The organism is Stenotrophomonas sp. GL_111 (genome assembly GCF_057835245.1).
Genome location: NZ_CM174421.1, coordinates 1,446,090 through 1,463,779 on the forward strand (window position 1 = coordinate 1,446,090; position 17,690 = coordinate 1,463,779).

14 protein-coding genes are annotated in these 17,690 nt (G+C 66.2%); 3 read left to right on the forward strand and 11 right to left on the reverse strand.

Annotated elements, in window-relative coordinates:
• Window positions 1–81 precede the first annotated feature (81 nt).
• Window positions 82–447, forward strand: a complete 366-nt coding sequence (locus AC3IPM_RS06555) for a PadR family transcriptional regulator (protein WP_489303158.1) — start codon at window positions 82–84, stop codon at window positions 445–447.
• Window positions 444–1,433: a sensor domain-containing protein gene (locus AC3IPM_RS06560; RefSeq protein ID WP_489303159.1), complete on the forward strand. Its 990-nt coding sequence runs from the start codon at window positions 444–446 to the stop codon at window positions 1,431–1,433. The genes AC3IPM_RS06555 and AC3IPM_RS06560 overlap by 4 nt, the downstream gene beginning before the upstream one ends.
• A 47-nt stretch (window positions 1,434–1,480) precedes the next feature.
• Here the strand turns inward: AC3IPM_RS06560 and AC3IPM_RS06565 are convergent, their stop codons facing one another.
• Both AC3IPM_RS06565 and AC3IPM_RS06570 read right to left on the reverse strand, forming a co-directional pair.
• Window positions 1,481–2,797 carry a polyhydroxyalkanoate depolymerase gene (locus tag AC3IPM_RS06565; protein ID WP_489303160.1) on the reverse strand — a complete coding sequence of 439 codons (1,317 nt, stop codon included), beginning with the start codon at window positions 2,795–2,797 and terminating at the stop codon, window positions 1,481–1,483.
• 97 nt (window positions 2,798–2,894) lie between these two features.
• Complete coding sequence (locus AC3IPM_RS06570) at window positions 2,895–3,491, reverse strand: class I SAM-dependent DNA methyltransferase (protein WP_489303161.1); 597 nt, start codon at window positions 3,489–3,491, stop codon at window positions 2,895–2,897.
• Between the two features lie 122 nt (window positions 3,492–3,613).
• Between AC3IPM_RS06570 and AC3IPM_RS06575 the strand changes: the two genes are divergently transcribed.
• On the forward strand, window positions 3,614–4,069 hold the full coding sequence (locus AC3IPM_RS06575) for a CopD family protein (RefSeq protein ID WP_489303162.1): 456 nt from the start codon (window positions 3,614–3,616) through the stop codon (window positions 4,067–4,069).
• Window positions 4,070–4,531: 462 nt separating this feature from the next.
• On the opposite strand, the gene AC3IPM_RS06580 is transcribed toward AC3IPM_RS06575, so the two are convergent.
• The 9 genes from AC3IPM_RS06580 to bamA form a co-directional block, all read right to left on the reverse strand.
• Window positions 4,532–5,491 (reverse strand): acetyl-CoA carboxylase carboxyltransferase subunit alpha, encoded by a 960-nt coding sequence (locus AC3IPM_RS06580; RefSeq protein WP_489303163.1) that lies wholly within the window; start codon window positions 5,489–5,491, stop codon window positions 4,532–4,534.
• Window positions 5,492–5,604: 113 nt separating this feature from the next.
• On the reverse strand, window positions 5,605–6,477 hold the full coding sequence (locus AC3IPM_RS06585; protein WP_489303164.1) for a hypothetical protein: 873 nt from the start codon (window positions 6,475–6,477) through the stop codon (window positions 5,605–5,607).
• Window positions 6,478–6,508: 31 nt separating this feature from the next.
• Complete coding sequence (gene dnaE, locus AC3IPM_RS06590; RefSeq protein ID WP_489303165.1) at window positions 6,509–10,090, reverse strand: DNA polymerase III subunit alpha; 3,582 nt, start codon at window positions 10,088–10,090, stop codon at window positions 6,509–6,511.
• Window positions 10,091–10,746: 656 nt separating this feature from the next.
• The gene (gene rnhB, locus AC3IPM_RS06595) at window positions 10,747–11,397 is read right to left on the reverse strand and encodes a ribonuclease HII (RefSeq protein ID WP_489303166.1); all 651 of its coding nucleotides are present in this window, start codon (window positions 11,395–11,397) and stop codon (window positions 10,747–10,749) included.
• Window positions 11,394–12,674 (reverse strand): lipid-A-disaccharide synthase, encoded by a 1,281-nt coding sequence (gene lpxB / locus AC3IPM_RS06600; protein ID WP_489303167.1) that lies wholly within the window; start codon window positions 12,672–12,674, stop codon window positions 11,394–11,396. The genes rnhB and lpxB overlap by 4 nt, the downstream gene beginning before the upstream one ends.
• Window positions 12,671–13,462: an acyl-ACP--UDP-N-acetylglucosamine O-acyltransferase gene (gene lpxA, locus AC3IPM_RS06605; protein ID WP_489303168.1), complete on the reverse strand. Its 792-nt coding sequence runs from the start codon at window positions 13,460–13,462 to the stop codon at window positions 12,671–12,673. Before lpxA ends, lpxB begins: the two co-directional genes overlap by 4 nt.
• 18 nt (window positions 13,463–13,480) lie before the next feature.
• Complete coding sequence (fabZ, locus tag AC3IPM_RS06610; protein ID WP_489303169.1) at window positions 13,481–13,939, reverse strand: 3-hydroxyacyl-ACP dehydratase FabZ; 459 nt, start codon at window positions 13,937–13,939, stop codon at window positions 13,481–13,483.
• Window positions 13,936–14,958 carry a UDP-3-O-(3-hydroxymyristoyl)glucosamine N-acyltransferase gene (gene lpxD / locus AC3IPM_RS06615; protein WP_489303170.1) on the reverse strand — a complete coding sequence of 341 codons (1,023 nt, stop codon included), beginning with the start codon at window positions 14,956–14,958 and terminating at the stop codon, window positions 13,936–13,938. Before lpxD ends, fabZ begins: the two co-directional genes overlap by 4 nt.
• 349 nt (window positions 14,959–15,307) lie before the next feature.
• Window positions 15,308–17,671, reverse strand: a complete 2,364-nt coding sequence (bamA, locus tag AC3IPM_RS06620) for an outer membrane protein assembly factor BamA (protein WP_489303171.1) — start codon at window positions 17,669–17,671, stop codon at window positions 15,308–15,310.
• Window positions 17,672–17,690: the final 19 nt, after the last annotated feature.

The window sequence follows — 17,690 nt, forward strand, 5'->3', positions numbered from 1 at the left end:
TCCGCCGACAGGGTGACTAACGACACATTCGCTATAGCTCACTTCGCACTAGTGTTGACTCCACGCTAGTTGGAGAACGCAATGAGCGACCACGAAGCCCACTTGAAGAAGTTCCAGAAAGAGCTTAGCGCCGGCACCGTGTCGCTGGCCCTGCTGGCGGTCCTCGCCAAGGCCGGTGAGCCGCTGTACGGCTACCTGATCGCCAAGGAGCTGGAGCGGGTCGGCGAGGGTGTGCTCAGCGGCAAGCAGAGTGCGCTGTACCCGGTGCTGCGCAACCTGGAGGGCGGCGGGCTGCTGGAGAGCCACGTCGAACCGTCGATGGCCGGCCCGCCACGGCGCTACTACCGCATCAATGAACGCGGCCGCGAGGTACTGGAGCAATGGACCCAGGCCTGGCGCGCCACCCGTGATTCCGTCGATTCCGTGTTGGAGGGGGTACTGCAATGAACGACCAGACCACAGCAGGCAACGGCCTGCCGGCCACCATCCCGCAGTACCTGGCGCAACTGCGCGCCGCCCTGCACGACGCCGACCCGGCGATGGTGCAGGACGCCCTCTACGATGCCGAGGAATACCTGCGCTCGGAACTGGCGGCACAGCCGGGCCGCAGCGAGGCCGAGGTGATCGCCGATGTCGCCGGCAGCTATGGCGCACCGGAAGAGGTGGCGGAGATCTACCGCGAAACCGAGATCACCGTGAGCCGGGCGCTGCGTGTCCCCAGCGCCGGTGCCCGACCCGTGTCCCGCGCGGTGCCGGCCGCTGACGCCGCCGCTGCCACGGCGGGCAGCGCGCCGCCGCCGGCCGTGCGCCCGCGTTCCGCACTGGCCCGCTTCTTCGGCGTGGCGCTGGAACCGCGCACCTATGGCGCGCTGTTCTACATGCTGCTGTCGCTGGCCACCGGCATCTTCTTCTTCACCTGGGTGGTCACCGGCCTGTCGCTGTCGCTGGGCCTGCTGGTGCTGATCATCGGCATCCCGGTGGCGGTGCTGTACTTCGGTTCGGTGCGCGGGCTGTCGCTGCTGGAAGGGCGGCTGGTGGAAGCGCTGCTGGGCGAGCGCATGCCACGCCGGCCGACTTACTCCGACCGCAACCGCAGTTGGCTGCAGCGCATTGGCGACATGTTCACCGACGGCCGCACCTGGCTGACCCAGCTGTATTTCGTGCTGATGCTGCCGCTGGGCATCGTGTACTTCACGATCTTCACCACGCTGCTGTCGATCGCGCTGGCCTTCATCTGGTCGCCGATCGCCGCGCTGATGTTCGACAACAAGTACTGGGGCATCTGGATCGACGGCCAGCAGATGATGCCGATGTGGTTGACCCCGCTGTTGGCGATCGTGGGCGTGGTGCTGCTGTTTGCCACCCTGCACCTGGCGCGCGGCATCGGCCGCCTGCACGGGATGATGGCCAAGCACCTGCTGGTGCGGCTGTAAGGGCGCGATGGCGGAGGGAAAGTGCCGACCAACGGTCGGCACGCCTTTCAGCTGGCCTTGCGGCGCAACGGGGTCACGTTGCTGGCGATCTTGGCGGCCTTCTTCGGCTTGGCCGTGGCCGCCTGCGCGTGGGTGGCGAAGAAATCGCGCACTTTCGGGTACACGGTTTCGCGCCAGCGGCGGCCGCTGAAGATGCCGTAGTGGCCGGCACCTTCGACGATGAAATGCTCGCGGTGCTCGGCCGGGATGCCACTGCACAGCGCCTGCGCCGCTTCGGTCTGGCCGAGGCCGGCGATATCGTCCAGCTCGCCTTCGATGCTCAGCAGCGCGGTGCCGGTGATCGCGGTGGGGTCCACGCGCTCACCGTTGACGAACCACTCCCCGCGCGGCAGCAGGAATTCCTGGAAGACCACACGGATGGTGTCCAGGTAGTACTTGGCCGGCATGTCCAGCACCGCGTTGTACTCGTCGTAGAAATGACGATGTGCGTCGGCGTCTTCCATGTCGCCCTTGACCAGGTCGGCGTAGAAATCCCAGTGCGAACTGAAATGCCGGCTGGGGTTCATCGACAGGAACCCGGCGTGCTGCAGGAAGCCCGGATACACGCGACGCCCAGCGCCCGGATAGGTGCCCGGCACCGTATGGATGACGTTGTTCTCGAACCACGACAGCGGGTTCTGCGTAGCCAGGTTGTTCACTGCGGTGGGGCTGCAGCGCGCATCGATCGGGCCGCCCATCATCACCAGCGTGCGCGGAGTGGGCTCGCCCCGGCTGGCCATCAGCGACACCGCGGCCAACACCGGTACCGTCGGCTGGCAGACGCTGACCACGTGCAGTTTCTCGGCACCCAGATGGCGGATGAATTCCTGCACGTAGGCGATGTAGTCATCCAGCCCGAACTCGCCCTCGCTGCCCGGCACCATGCGTGCATCCACCCAGTCGGTGACATACACGCGGTGGTCGCGCAGCAGGGTGCGCACGGTATCGCGCAGCAGGGTGGCGTGGTGGCCGGACAGCGGTGCGACGACCAGCACGAACGGCTGGTTGAGCATGGTGTGCAGCTGGTCGGCTTCGTTGCTGTGGCGCTTGAATCGCAGCAGCTTGCAGAACGGCTTGGTCACTTCCTCATGGACGACGATCGGCACGCGCTCGCCGTCGACCTCGATTTCGTTGATGCCCCATTCCGGCTTTTCGTAATCCTTGCCGATCCGGTGGAACAGCTCATTCACGGCGGCCAGACGATCGGCACCGGGCATCTGCGACCACCAGTGGCCCTGGTTGGCGAAGAACTTGGCGTTGGCCTGTGCCTGATGTACCCAGGGAGCAAGCAGATTGCGGGTCAACTCATGCAGCTGATAAAGCATGGCGTCCGAATATGTATGGTCTTATGTTGCCGCGCAGCATAGCGCACCCGCGACGTGCCCGCGTTAATAGGGCTGTCGTCTCATTTGTTATCGAGATTCAGCGGTCGCCGCGTTCCAGCGCCGCCGCATGCCCGGCCAGGGCCGGCGACAACCAGCAGTGCGACCCCAGCGCGGTGAAGCCGACCGCCTTGAGCTGGCTGCGGTACCAGCGCGCCGGACGCGACTGGAAACCGTCGTGGTCGCCGTCGAACTCATCTTCGGCACTGAACGCTTCCAGGAAGGCGACGCCGCCGGTCAGTTCGGCGAAGCCGGCCAGCGCGGGGCGCAGCTCACGGCTGGGCACGTAGTGCATCACATCCGAGCAGACCAGCAGGTCCACTGGCGCGCACGGGCGCAGCCAGGCGAAGTCGCCCACCTTGGCCGGGTGCAGGTTGCGGCTGCGGCCGTAGCGGTGCACCGCGTAGTCACTGCTGTCAAAGCCCATGTACTGCACGCGCGGGCGCAGTTTCAGCAGCGGCGCACGCCAGGCCCCTTCACCGCAGCCGATGTCCAGCACGCTGCAGATCGGGCGTTCCAGGTAGTACTCGGCACTGGCGACGGCCAGCGCCACCTTGCGTGCCAGGCGCGCCGCGCCACCGGCCTGGTCGGCCTGGTACCAGCGCTGGAAGTAGGCCTGGTCGTAGTTCTTGTGCATGGGCGGCATCGGACAGAAGGGAAAGCGGCCGCCATCGTACTGCGTCAAACCGTCGCGCATGCGCGGTGGGGGCGAATCGGCCAGAATGAACACCATTCCACGCCAGCCGCCGGAGCAAGCGCATGCAGTCCTACTACTGGGTAAAAACCTTCCACCTGCTGTTCGTGGTGGCGTGGATGGCGGCCGTGTTCTATCTGCCGCGGATCCTGGTCAACCTCAGCGAAACCGCCGGGCAGCTGCCCGTCACCGAACGCCTGCAGCTGATGGGCCTGCGGCTGTACAAGTTTGGCCACATGATGTTCGGCTTCGCGCTGATCCTGGGCCTGGTGCTGTGGCTGGGCTACAAGGTCATCCCCGATTTCCCGACCATGGTCGCCCCCGGCGCGGCCGGCTGGCTGCACGCCAAACTCGGCCTGGTCGTGCTGCTGCTGATCTACTACTCCTGGACCGGGCGCCTGTTGAAGGCGGCGGTGAAGGGCCGCGCGCTGCCGTCCTCGCGTGCGCTGCGCTGGTTCAATGAACTGCCGCTGGTGCTGTTCATCGGCGTGGTCTACCTGGTGCTGGCCAAGCCGTTCTGAACGGAAATGGTCCACGGCGGATTTTCCACGTGTAAGGCTCCGCGGTGCAGGTGGCTGGGGCGCGGGCCCCGCTGCCCTTGCGCGCGAATGTCCCCCGGCGCCGGCCTGCGGCCGTCACCTCCTCCTTTACTTCGCCCGCAAGGGCAGCGGGGCCCGCGTACCGAAAACACCGGTGCCTCTTTGCCAGCGCTCGGTTTTACAGATGCGTTCCGAAGCCTTGCCCCCTTGGTGGCTGGCAGGCGACTGGGCAAAGTAAAGGAGGAGGTGACGGCCTACGGCCGGCGCCGGGGGACATTTGCCAAGGCGCCTGCCAGCCACCAAGGGGGCCCCAACGCTCGCATCACACCCGGAACGAATCCGCTGCCGTTGATCTGGAAGTGACACGCCCCTCCAATGGAGAACACCAAAAAAAAGCCGGACGCTTTCGCGCCCGGCTTTTGAGGTGCACATGGCGCGGCCCGATCAGGCCGCTTCGTAGGCACCGTAGCTGCGTAGGCGCTCGTAGCGCTTCTGCAGCAGGTCCTCGGTGGACAGCGTCTGCAGCGCGTCCAGCTCGTTGAGCAGCACGGCCTTCAGACGCTTGGCCATCTGGTTCGGGTTGCGGTGCGCGCCACCGGTGGGCTCGCGCACCACCTTGTCGACCAGGCCCAGGCCCTTCAGGCGCGGCGCGGTCAGGCCCAGCTGTTCGGCGGCATCCTTGGCCTTGCCCGCGTCCTTCCACAGGATCGAGGCGCAGCCTTCCGGGCTGATCGTCGAGTACACGCTGTATTCCAGCATCACGGTGCGGTCGCCCACGCCCAGCGCCAATGCGCCGCCCGAGCCGCCTTCACCGATCACCGTGCAGATCACCGGCACCTTCAGCTCGGCCATCTCCATCAGGTTGCGGGCGATCGCCTCGGACTGGCCGCGGGATTCGGCATCGATACCCGGCCAGGCGCCGGCGGTGTCGATCAGGGTCAGCACCGGCAGGCCGAAGCGTTCGGCCATCTTCATCAGGCGCAGCGCCTTGCGGTAGCCCTCCGGCTTGGGCATGCCGAAGTTGCGCTTGATCTTTTCCTTGGTGTCGCGGCCCTTCTGGTGCCCGATCAGCATCACCGAGCGGCCACCGATGCGGGCCAGGCCGCCGATGATCGCCTTGTCGTCGGCGAAGGCGCGGTCGCCGGCCAGTTCCTGGAACTCATCGCAGATGATGCGGATGTAGTCGGCGGTGTAGGGGCGCGAGGGGTGACGGGCCAGCTGCAGAATCTGCCAGGAAGACAGGTTGCGGAAGATCTGCGCGGTGCGCACCCGCAGCTTGTCCTGCAGGGCATGCACTTCGGCCTCGACATTGACCGCCGGACCGGCGCTGGCGCTGCGCAGTTCCTGGATCTTCGCCTCCAGATCAGCGATGGGTTGCTCGAAGTCGAGGTAGTTCGGATTCATCGGAAACCGTCGTGAAGTAAAGAGGGAAAGTGTAGCCGAATGCGTCGAAAAGCCCCGTACGCCGTCGTCTGGAAACCGACGGTAGCGCAGCGGGGCCGGGGGCGCCAGTCAGCTCAGGGCACGACCAGCACCGCGCTGCCCATCAGCTGGCTGCGGGTGGTCACGAAGTCGTTGTAGGCCTCGTTGGCCTTTACCGGCAGCTTGGACCCCAACATGGCCGTGGCCGCGGTGAAGGCCATCTGGGCCTGGAAGGCCTCCTGCTGCAGCTGCAGCTGGTCATCGGCGGTGGTGGCGTGCAGGTAGCGCGTGTACAGCTCGCGCAGCGGGCCGGCATGGGCCTCGAAGGCCGGGTCCAGCGCGGGCAGGGTGGCCGGGGCCGTTTCCAGCGGGTAGGCCGGGGCGACGTAGCCGCGCGGCTGTTCGCGCAGGTAGGCGCCGGCCTGGTCCATGTCGGCCTCCACATAGGCGATGAAGTCGGCGGCGGTGAAGATCTTGGTGCTGATCCGCCCGCCGCTCTCGTCCACGTGGGCCACGGTCTGTTCGTCCGGGAACGGCTCACGCACGCCGAAGGTCCAGTTCTTGTCGATGAACAGGGCGTGGGAGACCGCGTAGGGGCCTTCGAACGTCACGCCGCCAAGTTCGATCCGGCTCTTGCTGCTGCCGAAGTGCTTGAGCTTGTCAGGATCGGTGACGTAGATCTCGCGGGCGGTCACGTACTCGCCCAGGGTGGGGTTGATCAGCCCGCCCTTGCCGCGTGCGTAGACGATGAAGCGCACGTCGCCCAACTGCGTGCTCTGCAGGTGGTGCTCGCCGGGCTTGAGCTTGACCGGGCGCGAGGCATGGGCGGCGATCGGCAGTTCGTTGCCATCGATGCGCAGGGTCAGCGGCGTATCGGTGGGGTTGTCGATCTCGAAGGTCTGGCTCGGGCTGGAGCAGCCGGTGAGGGCAGTGGCTGCGAGCAGCAGTACGGTGAAACGCTTGATCAAAACAAAGTACCTGTCGTGCGGATGGAGCGGGTCAGTTCGACCACGGCGGGCTGTAGCGCACCTTGACGGTACGCACGGCGGGATCGGCGCGCAGTGCGTCGACCAGGTGGCTGTCCACGCGCACGGCGGTATCGCCGGCCACGTCGAGCATGCCGGCCACGGGGCCTTGTGCGGTGCCCAGCAGCAGGTCCAGGCGCAGCGGTGTGCGGCCGGGACGATGGCGGTCCAGCAGGGCATTGATGCGCGACCACACCGGCCCGTCCTGGCGCAGGTCCACGCGCAGCGACAGCCGCGTGGCGTAGTTGGCGCAGATGTCCTCGTAGTCCCAGCACTGGCGGATGCGCAGGGCATAGCCGCCGTTGAATTCGTCTTCGCGCAACCCGCCCTTGACCACCAGGATGCGGTCCTTGGTCATCAGGTGGCCGAACTCGGCCATGCCGTCGGAGAAGGCGCTGCATTCGACCCGGCCCTTGCCGTCTTCGAGCTGCATGAACACCTGGCTTTCGCCCTTGCGGCGCACGCCCACCACCAGCCCGGCCAGAATCACCGGGGTTTCCTGGCGCCAGGCGCGCTTCTCGCCGTCCTTGCTCGGGCGCGGCGGCGGAATCAGTTTCTCGAGCGCGCCCAGGTCGGTGCCGACCAGTTCCTTGACGTCATCGGCATGCGGGTCGAACGGGTGGCCACTGAGGTAGAAGCCCAGCGTTTCACGCTCGCCTTCCAGCAGCTGACCCAGGCCCCATTCGCGGGCTTCGGGCAGATCCAGCTGCATCGCGGTGGTCTGCGGGCTGGGGGCGCCGAACAGCGAATTCTGGCCGGACGCCTTCTCGCGCGCGAGCTGGTCGGTGGCCTTGAGCACCTCGGGCAACTGCAGCATCAACGAGGCGCGGTTCTTGCCCAGGCCATCCATCGCGCCGCAGTTGATCATCGCTTCGAGCGTGCGGCGGTTGAGCTTGCCCGATTCGGAACGCATGCAGAAATCCAGCAGCGTTTCGTATCGGCCCCCGCGCACGCGCTCGTCCACGACCGCTTCGCAGGCACCCTGGCCGACGCCCTTGATCGCGCCCAGGCCGTACTGGATGGTGTCGGCGGTGGCCGCTTCGAACATGTACGCCGAATCATTCACCCGCGGTGGCAGCACGGTCAGGCCGAGGTTGCGCACTTCGGCCAGGAAGCCGACCACCTTGTCGGTGTTGTCCATGTCCGAGGACAGCGTGGCCGCCATGAACTCGGCCGGATAGTGGCGCTTGAGCCAGGCGGTCTGGTAGCTGACCAGCGCGTAGGCGGCGGCGTGCGACTTGTTGAAGCCGTAGCCGGCGAACTTTTCCATCAGGTCGAAGATGGCATCGGCCTTGGCCTCGCTCACTCCGTCCTTGGCCGCGCCTTCGCGGAAGATCTCGCGGTGCTTGGCCATTTCGGCCGGCACCTTCTTGCCCATCGCGCGGCGCAGCAGGTCGGCGCCGCCGAGCGAGTAACCGCCCACGATCTGCGCCATCTGCATGACCTGCTCCTGGTACACCATGATGCCGTAGGTGTCTTTCAGGATCGCTTCGGTACGCGGATCGGGATAGATGATTTCTTCCTGGCCGTGCTTTCGCGCGTTGAAGGAAGGAATCAGGTCCATCGGGCCGGGGCGGTACAGCGACACCAGCGCGATGAGGTCTTCGAACCGGTCCGGGCGCGCGTCCTTGAGCAGGCGGCGCATGCCCGAGGATTCGAACTGGAACACCGCGCCAGTGTTGCCGTTGGCGAAGATGTCCTTGTAGGTCGCCGCGTCGTCCAGCGGCAGCGCGGTGATGTCCACCGGCGGAATACCGGCGCGCGCATGGCGCTTGTTGATCGCCTTGACCGCCCAGTCAATGATGGTCAGCGTGCGCAGGCCGAGGAAGTCGAACTTGACCAGGCCGATCTCTTCGACGTCGTTCTTGTCGAACTGGGTGACCGGGTTGCGGCCACGGCCGCCTTCATCGTGTTCGGCGAACAGTGGGCAGAATTCGGCCAGCGGCTCGGGCGCGATCACCACGCCACCGGCGTGCTTGCCGGCGTTGCGGGTGAGATCCTCGAGCTGGCGGGCCAGGTCGATCAGGTCGCGGACATCGTCTTCGTTCTGGTAGCGCTGGATCAGCTCCGGCGAGGCCATTTCCGAATCCTTGCCTTCACCCATGGCGTCCTTGAGCGAGATGCCCAGGATGTTGGGGATCAGCTTGGAGACGCCGTCGACCAGGCCGTACGGGAAGCCGAGCACGCGCCCGGAGTCGCGCACCACGGCCTTGGCGGCCATGGTGCCGTAGGTGATGATCTGGCTGACGCGTTCGCGGCCGTACTTGCGGGCGACGTAGTCGATGACTTCGTCGCGACGGTCCATGCAGAAGTCGATGTCGAAGTCGGGCATCGACACGCGTTCGGGGTTGAGGAACCGCTCGAACAGCAGGTTGTACGGGATCGGGTCGAGGTCGGTGATCTGCAGCGCCCAGGCCACCAGCGAGCCGGCACCGGAACCGCGGCCGGGGCCGATCGGGATGCCCTGGTTTTTGCCCCACTGGATGAAGTCGGCCACGATCAGGAAGTAGCCGGGGAAGCCCATCTTGATGATGGTGGCCAGTTCGAATTCGAGGCGGTCGACGTAGTCCTGGCGGGTCTTGCCTTCGGCCAGCGGATTCTTTTCCAGGCGCGCGTCCAGGCCCTTGCGCGCTTCGCTGCAGATCCAGCTGTCCAGCGTTTCTTCTTCGGGCACCGGGTAGTTGGGCAGGAAGTAGGTGCCCAGGCGCATTTCGATGTTGCAGCGCTGCGCGAGTGCCAGAGTATTGTCGATCGCGTCGGGAATGTCGGCGAACAGCGCGCACATTTCCTCGGGCGATTTGAGGTACTGCTGGTCACTGTAATCGCGCGGGCGCTTGGGGTCGTCGAGCACGCGGCCGGAGGAAATGCACACGCGCGCTTCGTGGGCGCTGAAATCTTCGGGCTGCAGGAAGCGGACGTCGTTGCTGGCCACCACCGGCAGGCCACGCTGGCCGGCGGCGAGCAGGGCAAACTGGTTGAAGGCTTCTTCGCCGTCGCGACCGGTGCGGGTCAGTTCCAGGTGCAGGCCATCGCCGAACACGCGCTGCCAGTCGGCGAGCTGTTGTTCGGCCAGGTCGTGGCGGCCTTCGCTGGCAAGGCGGCCGGCGAGGCTGTCGCGGCCGGCGAGGGCGAACAGGTTGTGGCAACCGGCCTTGAGCCATTCCGGATGCACGGCGACGCCGCCTTCGGGGCGGTGGCCTTCCATCCAGGCACGGGTGAGCAGGCGCGAGAGGCTGAGGTAGCCGTCGCGGTCGCGGCACAACAGGGTCATGCGCCAGGGGGTCATGCCCTCTTCGGCGATCATGATGTCGGCGCCGGCGATCGGCTTGATACCTACGGTTTCGGCGGCTTTGTAGAACTTGACCAGGGCGAACAGGTTGTTCAGGTCGGTCACTGCCAGGGAGGGCAGTTTCAGTTCGACAGCACGGCTGAGCAGGTTGGCCTGCTTGGCTTTTTTCGGGTCAGCCTGATCCGGCTTCGCCGGGACACGGATGGTCGAATCCGCCAGCGAAAATTCGGTGTGGACGTGGAGATGTACGAAACGGGAAGTGGACATGCCGGGCCAATGTAATGCCCGGTCAGGGTAGCGGCGGGCGGCAGGAGGAACAAGGCTTGACAGCGGTGTTACAGGGGGGCGGGTTGGCGGTTGTGTTCAGCTAACGTCAACAGCCACAGCCACAGCCACAGCCATAGCCACAGCCGGTGTGCGTGTGCCGAGGGGCTGGGGGGCGGCGGATGCGGGGGGCGCGGGACACGCCGTGAACCCATCCATGGGGGCTTGTTCAAAACATCCATGTTTTGAACAGTCCCGCGCCCCCCGCATCCGCCACCCCCCTGACGCTTGGCCGGTACGCATGGGGGGGCAAGGGCTTTGAGCAGGAGCCGTGGCATTCAGTTGATCGAGTGCGGGAGATCAACTTCGCCAGGTTGGGAGAAGAAAGGTAGTGCCGAGCCATGCTCGGCACCCACACCCCACCCAATTGGCGGTTACCCCATCGAATCCACAGGGCCGGTGTTGACGTTCGTTGCGCACCGACCCTCTGTGAAAAGGGGGGCACGGTTGGATCGGCGGGACCCTGAGGCGCATGGATGCGCCGCCGGAGCCTACAAGGACGTACTTGCGGCGTGTCCCGGTGATCCAACCGTGCCGCCCTTTAACTCGGAAAGCTGGCGCACCGCTCTTGCTCTTGCTCCAGCTCCAGCTCCAGCAGTTCAGCCAGAAACAGCCAGTTCACTCGCCCGCACGGGGGCGAAGCTGCGGCGGTGCTGGGGGCAGGGGCCGTGGCTGCGCAGTGCTGCCAGGTGGGCCGGGGTGCCGTAGCCCTTGTGCTGGTCGAAGCCGTACTCGGGGTGCTGCTGGTGCAGGTCCAGCATGAAACGGTCGCGGCTGACCTTGGCCAGGATCGAGGCGGCCATGATCGACCGGTCCAGCCCGTCGCCGCCCACCAGCGCCTGCGCCGGGCAGGGCAGCCCCTTGGGCACCACGTTGCCGTCGATGCGCGCGAACTGTGCCACGTGCGCCACCCCTTCCACCGCGCGGCGCATGCCCAGCATCGTGGCCTGGTAGATGTTCAGTGCGTCGATCTCGGCAACGTCCACCATCACCACATGGAAGGCCAGCGCCCGCTCCATGATCTTGTCGAACAGCTGATCGCGGCGCAGCGCGGTCAGCTGCTTGGAGTCGTCCAGTCCGCTCAGGCGTGGGCGGTCCGGGTCGAACACCACCGCCGCGACCGCCACCGGCCCGGCCAACGGGCCGCGTCCAGCCTCGTCCACGCCGGCCACGAAGCGCGGGGCCACGGTGGCCAGCGCCGCGCCGTCGAACAGCGTCAGCGACGCGGCTGCCGCGTGGCGCCGGCTCATGCCGCCGGTGCCGCGCGCGGGTTGCGCGACAGCAGCTCGGCCACCGCATCGGCGGCACGCGCCGAGGCATCCTGGCGCAGCTGCAGGTGCAGCTGCTGGTAGGTGTCCTGCAGATCGTGCACGCGCTGCGGATGGTCGAACCATTGCAGGATCGCCGCGGCCAGTTTGTCCGGCACGCAGTCGTGCTGGATCAGCTCGGGCGCCAGGTCCTTGCCGGCGAGGATGTTGGGCAGCGCGAAACGGTTGACCTTGATCAGGCCCAGCGCCTTGACGATGCGGTAGGTGAGTTCGGCCACGCGGTAGCCCACCACCATCGGGCGTTTGACCAGCATGGTTTCCAGCGTTGCCGTGCCCGAGGCCAGTACCACCACGTCGGCGGCGATCATCGCGTTGCGCGCATCGCCCTCGAGCAGGTGCGAATACGCCACCGGCAGTGCCGAGCGCGACAGCTGCTCGTTGATCAGCCGTCGGCAGGCCGGGTTGGCCGCCGGGACCACCACGTGCAGGCCCGGAATGCGCTCGGACACCTGCCAGGCCGCCTCGAAGAAGGCCTCGCCCAGCTTGCCGATCTCGCCCAGCCGGCTGCCCGGCAATACCGCCAGCACCTTGGCATTGCTGGGCAGGCCCAGGGCCACCCGCGCCTGCTCACGGTCGCTGTGCAGGGGAATCTCGTCGGCCATCGGGTGGCCGACAAAGCGCGCATCGATGCCGTGCCGGGCATAGATCGGCGGCTCCATCGGGAACAGGCACAGCACCAGGTCCGCGCTCGCCCCGATCTTCTCGGCGCGCTTCTCACGCCACGCCCAGACCGACGGGCTGACGTAGTGCACGGTGGTGATGCCGCGTTCCTTCAGCCAGCGCTCCACGCCCAGGTTGAAGTCCGGGGCATCGATGCCGATGAACACATCCGGCTGCCAGTCCAGCGCGCGGGTGCGGAACTCGCGGCGCAGTTTCAGCAGCCGCGGCAGGTGCCGCAGAATTTCGGTCAGGCCCATCAATGCCAGCTCGCTGGCGTCGAACCAGGTCAGGCAGCCGGCGCTGCGCATCGCATCGCCGCCGATCCCGGCGAACTCGGCGTTGGGAAAGCGCCGCCGCAGTTCACGGACCAGGCCCGCACCCAGCAGGTCGCCGGACGCTTCGCCGGCGACCAGCGCGATCCGCACCGGTCGTTCGGACGCATGGGCCAGCCCGGCCTTGTCCAGCGTGTCCACCACCGCCGCGAGGTCGATGATCTGCGCGGTCGTTCCGGCTGCCGTCTGCCCGCCCGGCGCCGTCATCGCAGCAGCGGCCTCTCGGCGTGCTCGATGAAGTCCAACAGGTCCTTCACGTCAGCGCTGTGCGCGGCCTGTTCGGCCAGCTGCACCTTGGCTTCGGCCAATGGCAGGCCGGCCACGTACAGCGTGCGGTAGGCGCGCTTGATGCTGGCGATGCGCTCGGCATCGAAGCCGCGGCGTTTGAGGCCTTCGCTGTTGATCCCGCGCGGGCGGCCCAGCGAATCGCTGCCGACCATGGTGAACGGCGGGACGTCACCGTTGGTCAGCGCACCCATGCCGAGGAAGGCATGTGCGCCGATCCGGCAGAACTGGTGCGCACCGGCGAAGCCGCTGATGATCACGTAGTCGCCCACGCTGACATGGCCGGCCAGCGTGGTGTTGTTGGAGAACACGCAATGGTTGCCGACATGGCAGTCATGCGCGACATGGGTGTAGGCGAGCATCCAGTTGTCGTTGCCGACCGTGGTGATGCCGCCGCCGCCTTCGGTGCCGCGGTTGATGGTGACGAACTCGCGGATCACGTTGTCGTCGCCGATCACCAGCTGCGTGCGCTCGCCTTTGTACTTCTTGTCCTGCGGTTCGCCACCGATCGCGGCATGGCCGATGAAACGGTTGTTGCGACCGATCCGGGCCGGGCCCTGGATCGAGCAATGCGGGCCGATCACCGTGCCGGCGCCGATGTCAACATCGGCACCGATCAGGGTGAACGCGCCAACCTGCACGTCGTCGGCCAGGCGCGCGGCCGGGTCGACCACGGCGGTGGGATGGATGCGTGGGGCGTTGTCAGTCATTCCTGCCTCCGTGGTGGCTCAGCCTTTGGCGCCGGCGCACATGACTTCGGCGCTGGCCACGATTTCGCCGTTGACCTTGGCTTCGCCGTAGTACCAGCCCATGTTGCGGATCAGGCGCTTCATCTGCACGTCCAGCATGAGCACGTCGCCGGGGATGACCTGCTTGTTGAAGCGGGCATTCTCGACCTTGACCATGTAGAACAGCTTGGACTGGGCGTCACGGCCGAGCGTGAGCTGGGTCATCACGCCACCGGCCTGGGCCAGTGCTTCGATGATCAGCACGCCGGGCATGATCGGACGGCCCGGGAAGTGGCCCTGGAAGTACGGTTCGTTGTAGCTGACGTTCTTCTGGCACAGGATGCGCTTGGCCTCGACGTCGAGTTCGACGACCTTGTCCACCAGCAGGAACGGGTAGCGGTGGGGGATCAACTCCTGGATCTGGGTGATGTCGATCGGGAGCTGCAGGGTGTCGTTCATTCTTTCTCCTTGCCAGCGGCCAGGACGCGGCGTGCCAATGCGTCCAGCTGCTTGAAGCGCGCGGCGTTCTTGCGCCACGTGCGGTTGTCGGTCAGTGGGGTGCCGGAGGAATACTCACCCGGCTCGTGGATGGAATTGCGCACCACCGATTTACCGGTGATCACGACCTTGTCGCAGATTTCGAGGTGGCCGACCACGCCGACATGCCCGCCGAGCAGGCAGTAACGGCCGATCTTGGCGCTGCCGGCGATGCCGGTGCAGCCGGCGATGGCCGAGTGGGCGCCGATCTGCACGTTGTGTGCGATCTGCACCAGGTTGTCCAGGCGCACGTCCTCGGCGAGGACGGTGTCTTCCAGGGCGCCGCGGTCGACGCAGGTGTTGGCGCCGATTTCGCAATCGTCGCCGATGCGCACGCCGCCCAGCTGGGGCACCTTGATCCACTTGCCGGCATCCATGGCCAGGCCGAAGCCGTCGGCGCCGAGCACGGCGCCAGGGTGCACGCGCACGCGCTTGCCGAGCTTGACCCGGGTGACCAGGGTGACCCGCGCGATCAGCTCGCAGCCGCTGTCCAGGCTGCAGTCTTCGCCGATGATGCTGCCGGCGCCGATGATGCAGTTCTCACCGACCACGCTGCGCGCGCCGATGCTGACGAACGGACCGACGTGGGCGCTGGCGGCGACCTGGGCGCTGGGATCGATCACGGCGCTGGGGTGGATGCCCGGCGGGCGCGTGGGCGCGATGTCGAACAGGGCGCCTATCTTGGCGAAGGTGGTGTACGGGTCCTGGGCGATCAGCGCCGCGCCGGGCGCGGCGTCGGCATCCTCGGCGCGCAGCACCACGATCGCGGCCTGGCTGTCGGTCAGCTGGGCGCGGTAGCGCGGATTGGCCAGGAAGGTGAGCTGGCCGGGGCCGGCATGGGCAAGCGTGGCCACGCCATGGATGGCGGTGCTGCCGTCACCATGGACCTGCAGGCCGAACTGCTCGGCGAGTTGCTGGGCGGTATAGGTAGGAGTATTCACGGCGCGAGTTTACCGTGTGGCGCAGGTTCGGTCATGCGGGGCGGGGGCGGGGGCGGTCTGCGGCTGGGTTGGTCGCGCTGCGGCGCCGGGTTGCTATCGGGTGGGATCATGGCGGCCAGCCCTGTCCGGGACACGGCGTGACTCCATCCATGGAGCCTCGTGGGCGCCATCCATGGCGCCCAACGGTCCCGGACAGGGCTGGCCGCCATGACCCTGCAGAATTTCCAAGGATCGCGGCCGGCACTACCGGGATCTCAAACGAAAACGCCGGGCAAAGCCCGGCGAGTGCGCAACGCGTCTGGTGGAGAGCCCCCTTCTAACGGGGGCTCGCCGAAGGCGCAGCAGTCCGTCAGAACTGCCCACCAAACGTAAACTGCAGGCGCTCGATTTCGTCGCCGTCCTTCTTCTTCAGCGGGAACGCATAGCTGATCGAGATCGGGCCGACCGGGGCGCGCCACAGCAGGGCCACACCGGTGGACACGCGCAGCTCGTTGGCCTTGAAGTTGTCCGTGCCGTTGTAGACGTTGCCGAAGTCGAGGAAGGCCGACACGCGCGCCGACGGGCTGTCGAACAGACGCGGGAAATAGGCTTCAACCGAACCGACGGTCTTCAGCGAACCACCCAACGGCTGGCCGTTCGGATAGCCTTGGGTGATTTCGCGCGGGCCCAGGGTGTTGTCTTCGAAGCCGCGCACCGAGTTGGTGCCGCCGGCATAGAAGTTCTCGTAGAACGGCAGGCCGGAGGCGGTCACGGTACGCGTGGTGCCGTCGGCATTGGTGATCACGCGGGTGGTGTCGTTGCCGTAGCTGTCGCCGTAGCCGACTTCGGCGCGGGTGTTGATGACCAGCGACGGGATGATCGGCCAGTACTTGGAGATCTGGTAATTCAGCTTGTAGTACTCGACCGTCGAACCCGGCAACGTGGTTTCCAGGCCGACGCGCTGGTAGGTACCGCGGGTGGGCATGAAGTAGTCGTTGCGGGTATCGCGTGCCCAGCCCAGCTCGGTACGCCACGAGTGGAACGTGCGGCGGCCGATCGCATCGATGTAATTGATGATCGACTGCGGCGTGGAGCCCGGGTAGGTGGTGATCTGGTTGCTGTCGATACCGACCATCAGCGAGACGGTGTCGTTTTCGGTGATCGGCACGCCGAACACCATCTGCGCCGAACCGTTGGTGCTGTTGTACTGGGCGGTATTGAAGTCGGAGTAATCCAGTTCGCGCCAGGACAGGTTGTAGCCCAGCGACACGCCGTCATCGGTGAAGTACGGGTTGGTGTAGCTGAAGCCGTAGCGCTGCAGGTAGCTGCTGCGCGAGGCTTCGACCGACACGCGGTTGCCGCCGCCCAGGAAGTTGTTCTGCGACAGCTGCACCGAGGTGGTCATGCCGTAGGACTGCGAATAGCCCAGGCCGAACACGAAGCTGCCCGAGGTGGTTTCCTTGACGTTGTAAACCACGTCGACCTGGTCGTTGCTGCCGGTGACCGCGGGGGTCTCCACGTCGACCGATTCGAAGTAGCCCAGGCGCTGCAGGCGGATCTTGGAACGGTCGATCGCGGCCTGCGAGTACCAGCTGTTTTCGAACTGGCGCATTTCACGACGCAGCACTTCGTCGGAGGTACGGGTATTGCCCTTGAAGGTAATACGACGCACCTGCACGCGCGGGCCCGGCACGACCTGCATGTTGATCGCCACGGTACGGTCGGCGCGGTTGCTGGTCGGAATCGGGTTGACCTTGGCAAAGGCGTAACCGATGTTGGACAGCGAATTGGTGATCGCATCCGAGCTGAATTCCAGCAGCGCACGCGAGAAGGTGTCGCCGGACTTCTGGATCACCATGCGCTCGACATCTTCCTGCGGGAGGATGGTGTCGCCGGTGACCTTGATGTCGGAGATCTTGTACTGCTCACCCTCGGTCACGCCGGCGGTGATGAACATGTCGCGCTTGTCGGGGCTGATCGAGACCTGGGTGGAATCGATGCTGAAATCGACGTAGCCGCGGTCCAGGTACCAGGAGTTGAGCTTTTCCAGGTCGCCGGACAGCTTTTCCTTGGAGTACTGGTCATCGCGGCGGTACCACGAAGCCCAGTTGTGCTCCTTGGATTCCCAGATTTCCAGGATGTCCTTGGCCGGGAACTTCTCGGTGCCCACCAGGTTGACGTGCTGGATCTTGGCGGCCTTGCCTTCCTTGATCGCGATGGTGATGTCCACGCGATTGCGGTCCAGCGGGCTCACGGTCGGGGTGATCTCGACGTTGTATTTGCCGCGGTCGTTGTACTGGCGGCGCAGTTCCTGGGTCACGCGGTCCAGGCTCAGGCGATCGAAGGTACCGCCCTCGGTCAGGCCGATGTCGCTCAGGCCCTTGAGCAGCTGGTCGCTCTTGATGTCCTTGTTGCCGGTGACGGTCAACTTGTTGATCGCCGGGCGTTCCTTGACCGTGACCACCAGGATGTTGCCCTGGCGGTCCAGCTGCACGTCTTCGAAGAAGCCGGTCTTGTACAGGGCACGGATCGACTCGCCGACCTTGTTGTCGGTCAGGGTATCGCCACGTTCCACCGGCAGGTAGGTGAACACGGTACCGGAGGTGATGCGCTGCAGACCATCGACACGGATGTCGCTGACGGTGAAGGGCTCGGCTGCCTGCGCCAGGGCGGGCACGCCGAAACCGGCGGCGAGTGCGAGGGCAAGCAGGCGGCGATTGGGGAGTCGCGTCATGTCACGTCCGGTTGGAGTC

What these genes read in the sequence shown, in the direction of transcription:
- AC3IPM_RS06555 (WP_489303158.1), top strand. Translation starts at nt 82, where the DNA reads ATGAGCGACCACGAAGCCCACTTGAAGAAGTTCCAGAAAGAGCTTAGC.
- AC3IPM_RS06560 (WP_489303159.1), top strand. Translation starts at nt 444, where the DNA reads ATGAACGACCAGACCACAGCAGGCAACGGCCTGCCGGCCACCATCCCG.
- AC3IPM_RS06565 (WP_489303160.1), bottom strand. Translation starts at nt 2,797, where the DNA reads ATGCTTTATCAGCTGCATGAGTTGACCCGCAATCTGCTTGCTCCCTGG.
- AC3IPM_RS06570 (WP_489303161.1), bottom strand. Translation starts at nt 3,491, where the DNA reads ATGCACAAGAACTACGACCAGGCCTACTTCCAGCGCTGGTACCAGGCC.
- AC3IPM_RS06575 (WP_489303162.1), top strand. Translation starts at nt 3,614, where the DNA reads ATGCAGTCCTACTACTGGGTAAAAACCTTCCACCTGCTGTTCGTGGTG.
- AC3IPM_RS06580 (WP_489303163.1), bottom strand. Translation starts at nt 5,491, where the DNA reads ATGAATCCGAACTACCTCGACTTCGAGCAACCCATCGCTGATCTGGAG.
- dnaE (WP_489303165.1), bottom strand. Translation starts at nt 10,090, where the DNA reads ATGTCCACTTCCCGTTTCGTACATCTCCACGTCCACACCGAATTTTCG.
- rnhB (WP_489303166.1), bottom strand. Translation starts at nt 11,397, where the DNA reads ATGAGCCGGCGCCACGCGGCAGCCGCGTCGCTGACGCTGTTCGACGGC.
- lpxB (WP_489303167.1), bottom strand. Translation starts at nt 12,674, where the DNA reads ATGACGGCGCCGGGCGGGCAGACGGCAGCCGGAACGACCGCGCAGATC.
- lpxA (WP_489303168.1), bottom strand. Translation starts at nt 13,462, where the DNA reads ATGACTGACAACGCCCCACGCATCCATCCCACCGCCGTGGTCGACCCG.
- fabZ (WP_489303169.1), bottom strand. Translation starts at nt 13,939, where the DNA reads ATGAACGACACCCTGCAGCTCCCGATCGACATCACCCAGATCCAGGAG.
- bamA (WP_489303171.1), bottom strand. Translation starts at nt 17,671, where the DNA reads ATGACGCGACTCCCCAATCGCCGCCTGCTTGCCCTCGCACTCGCCGCC.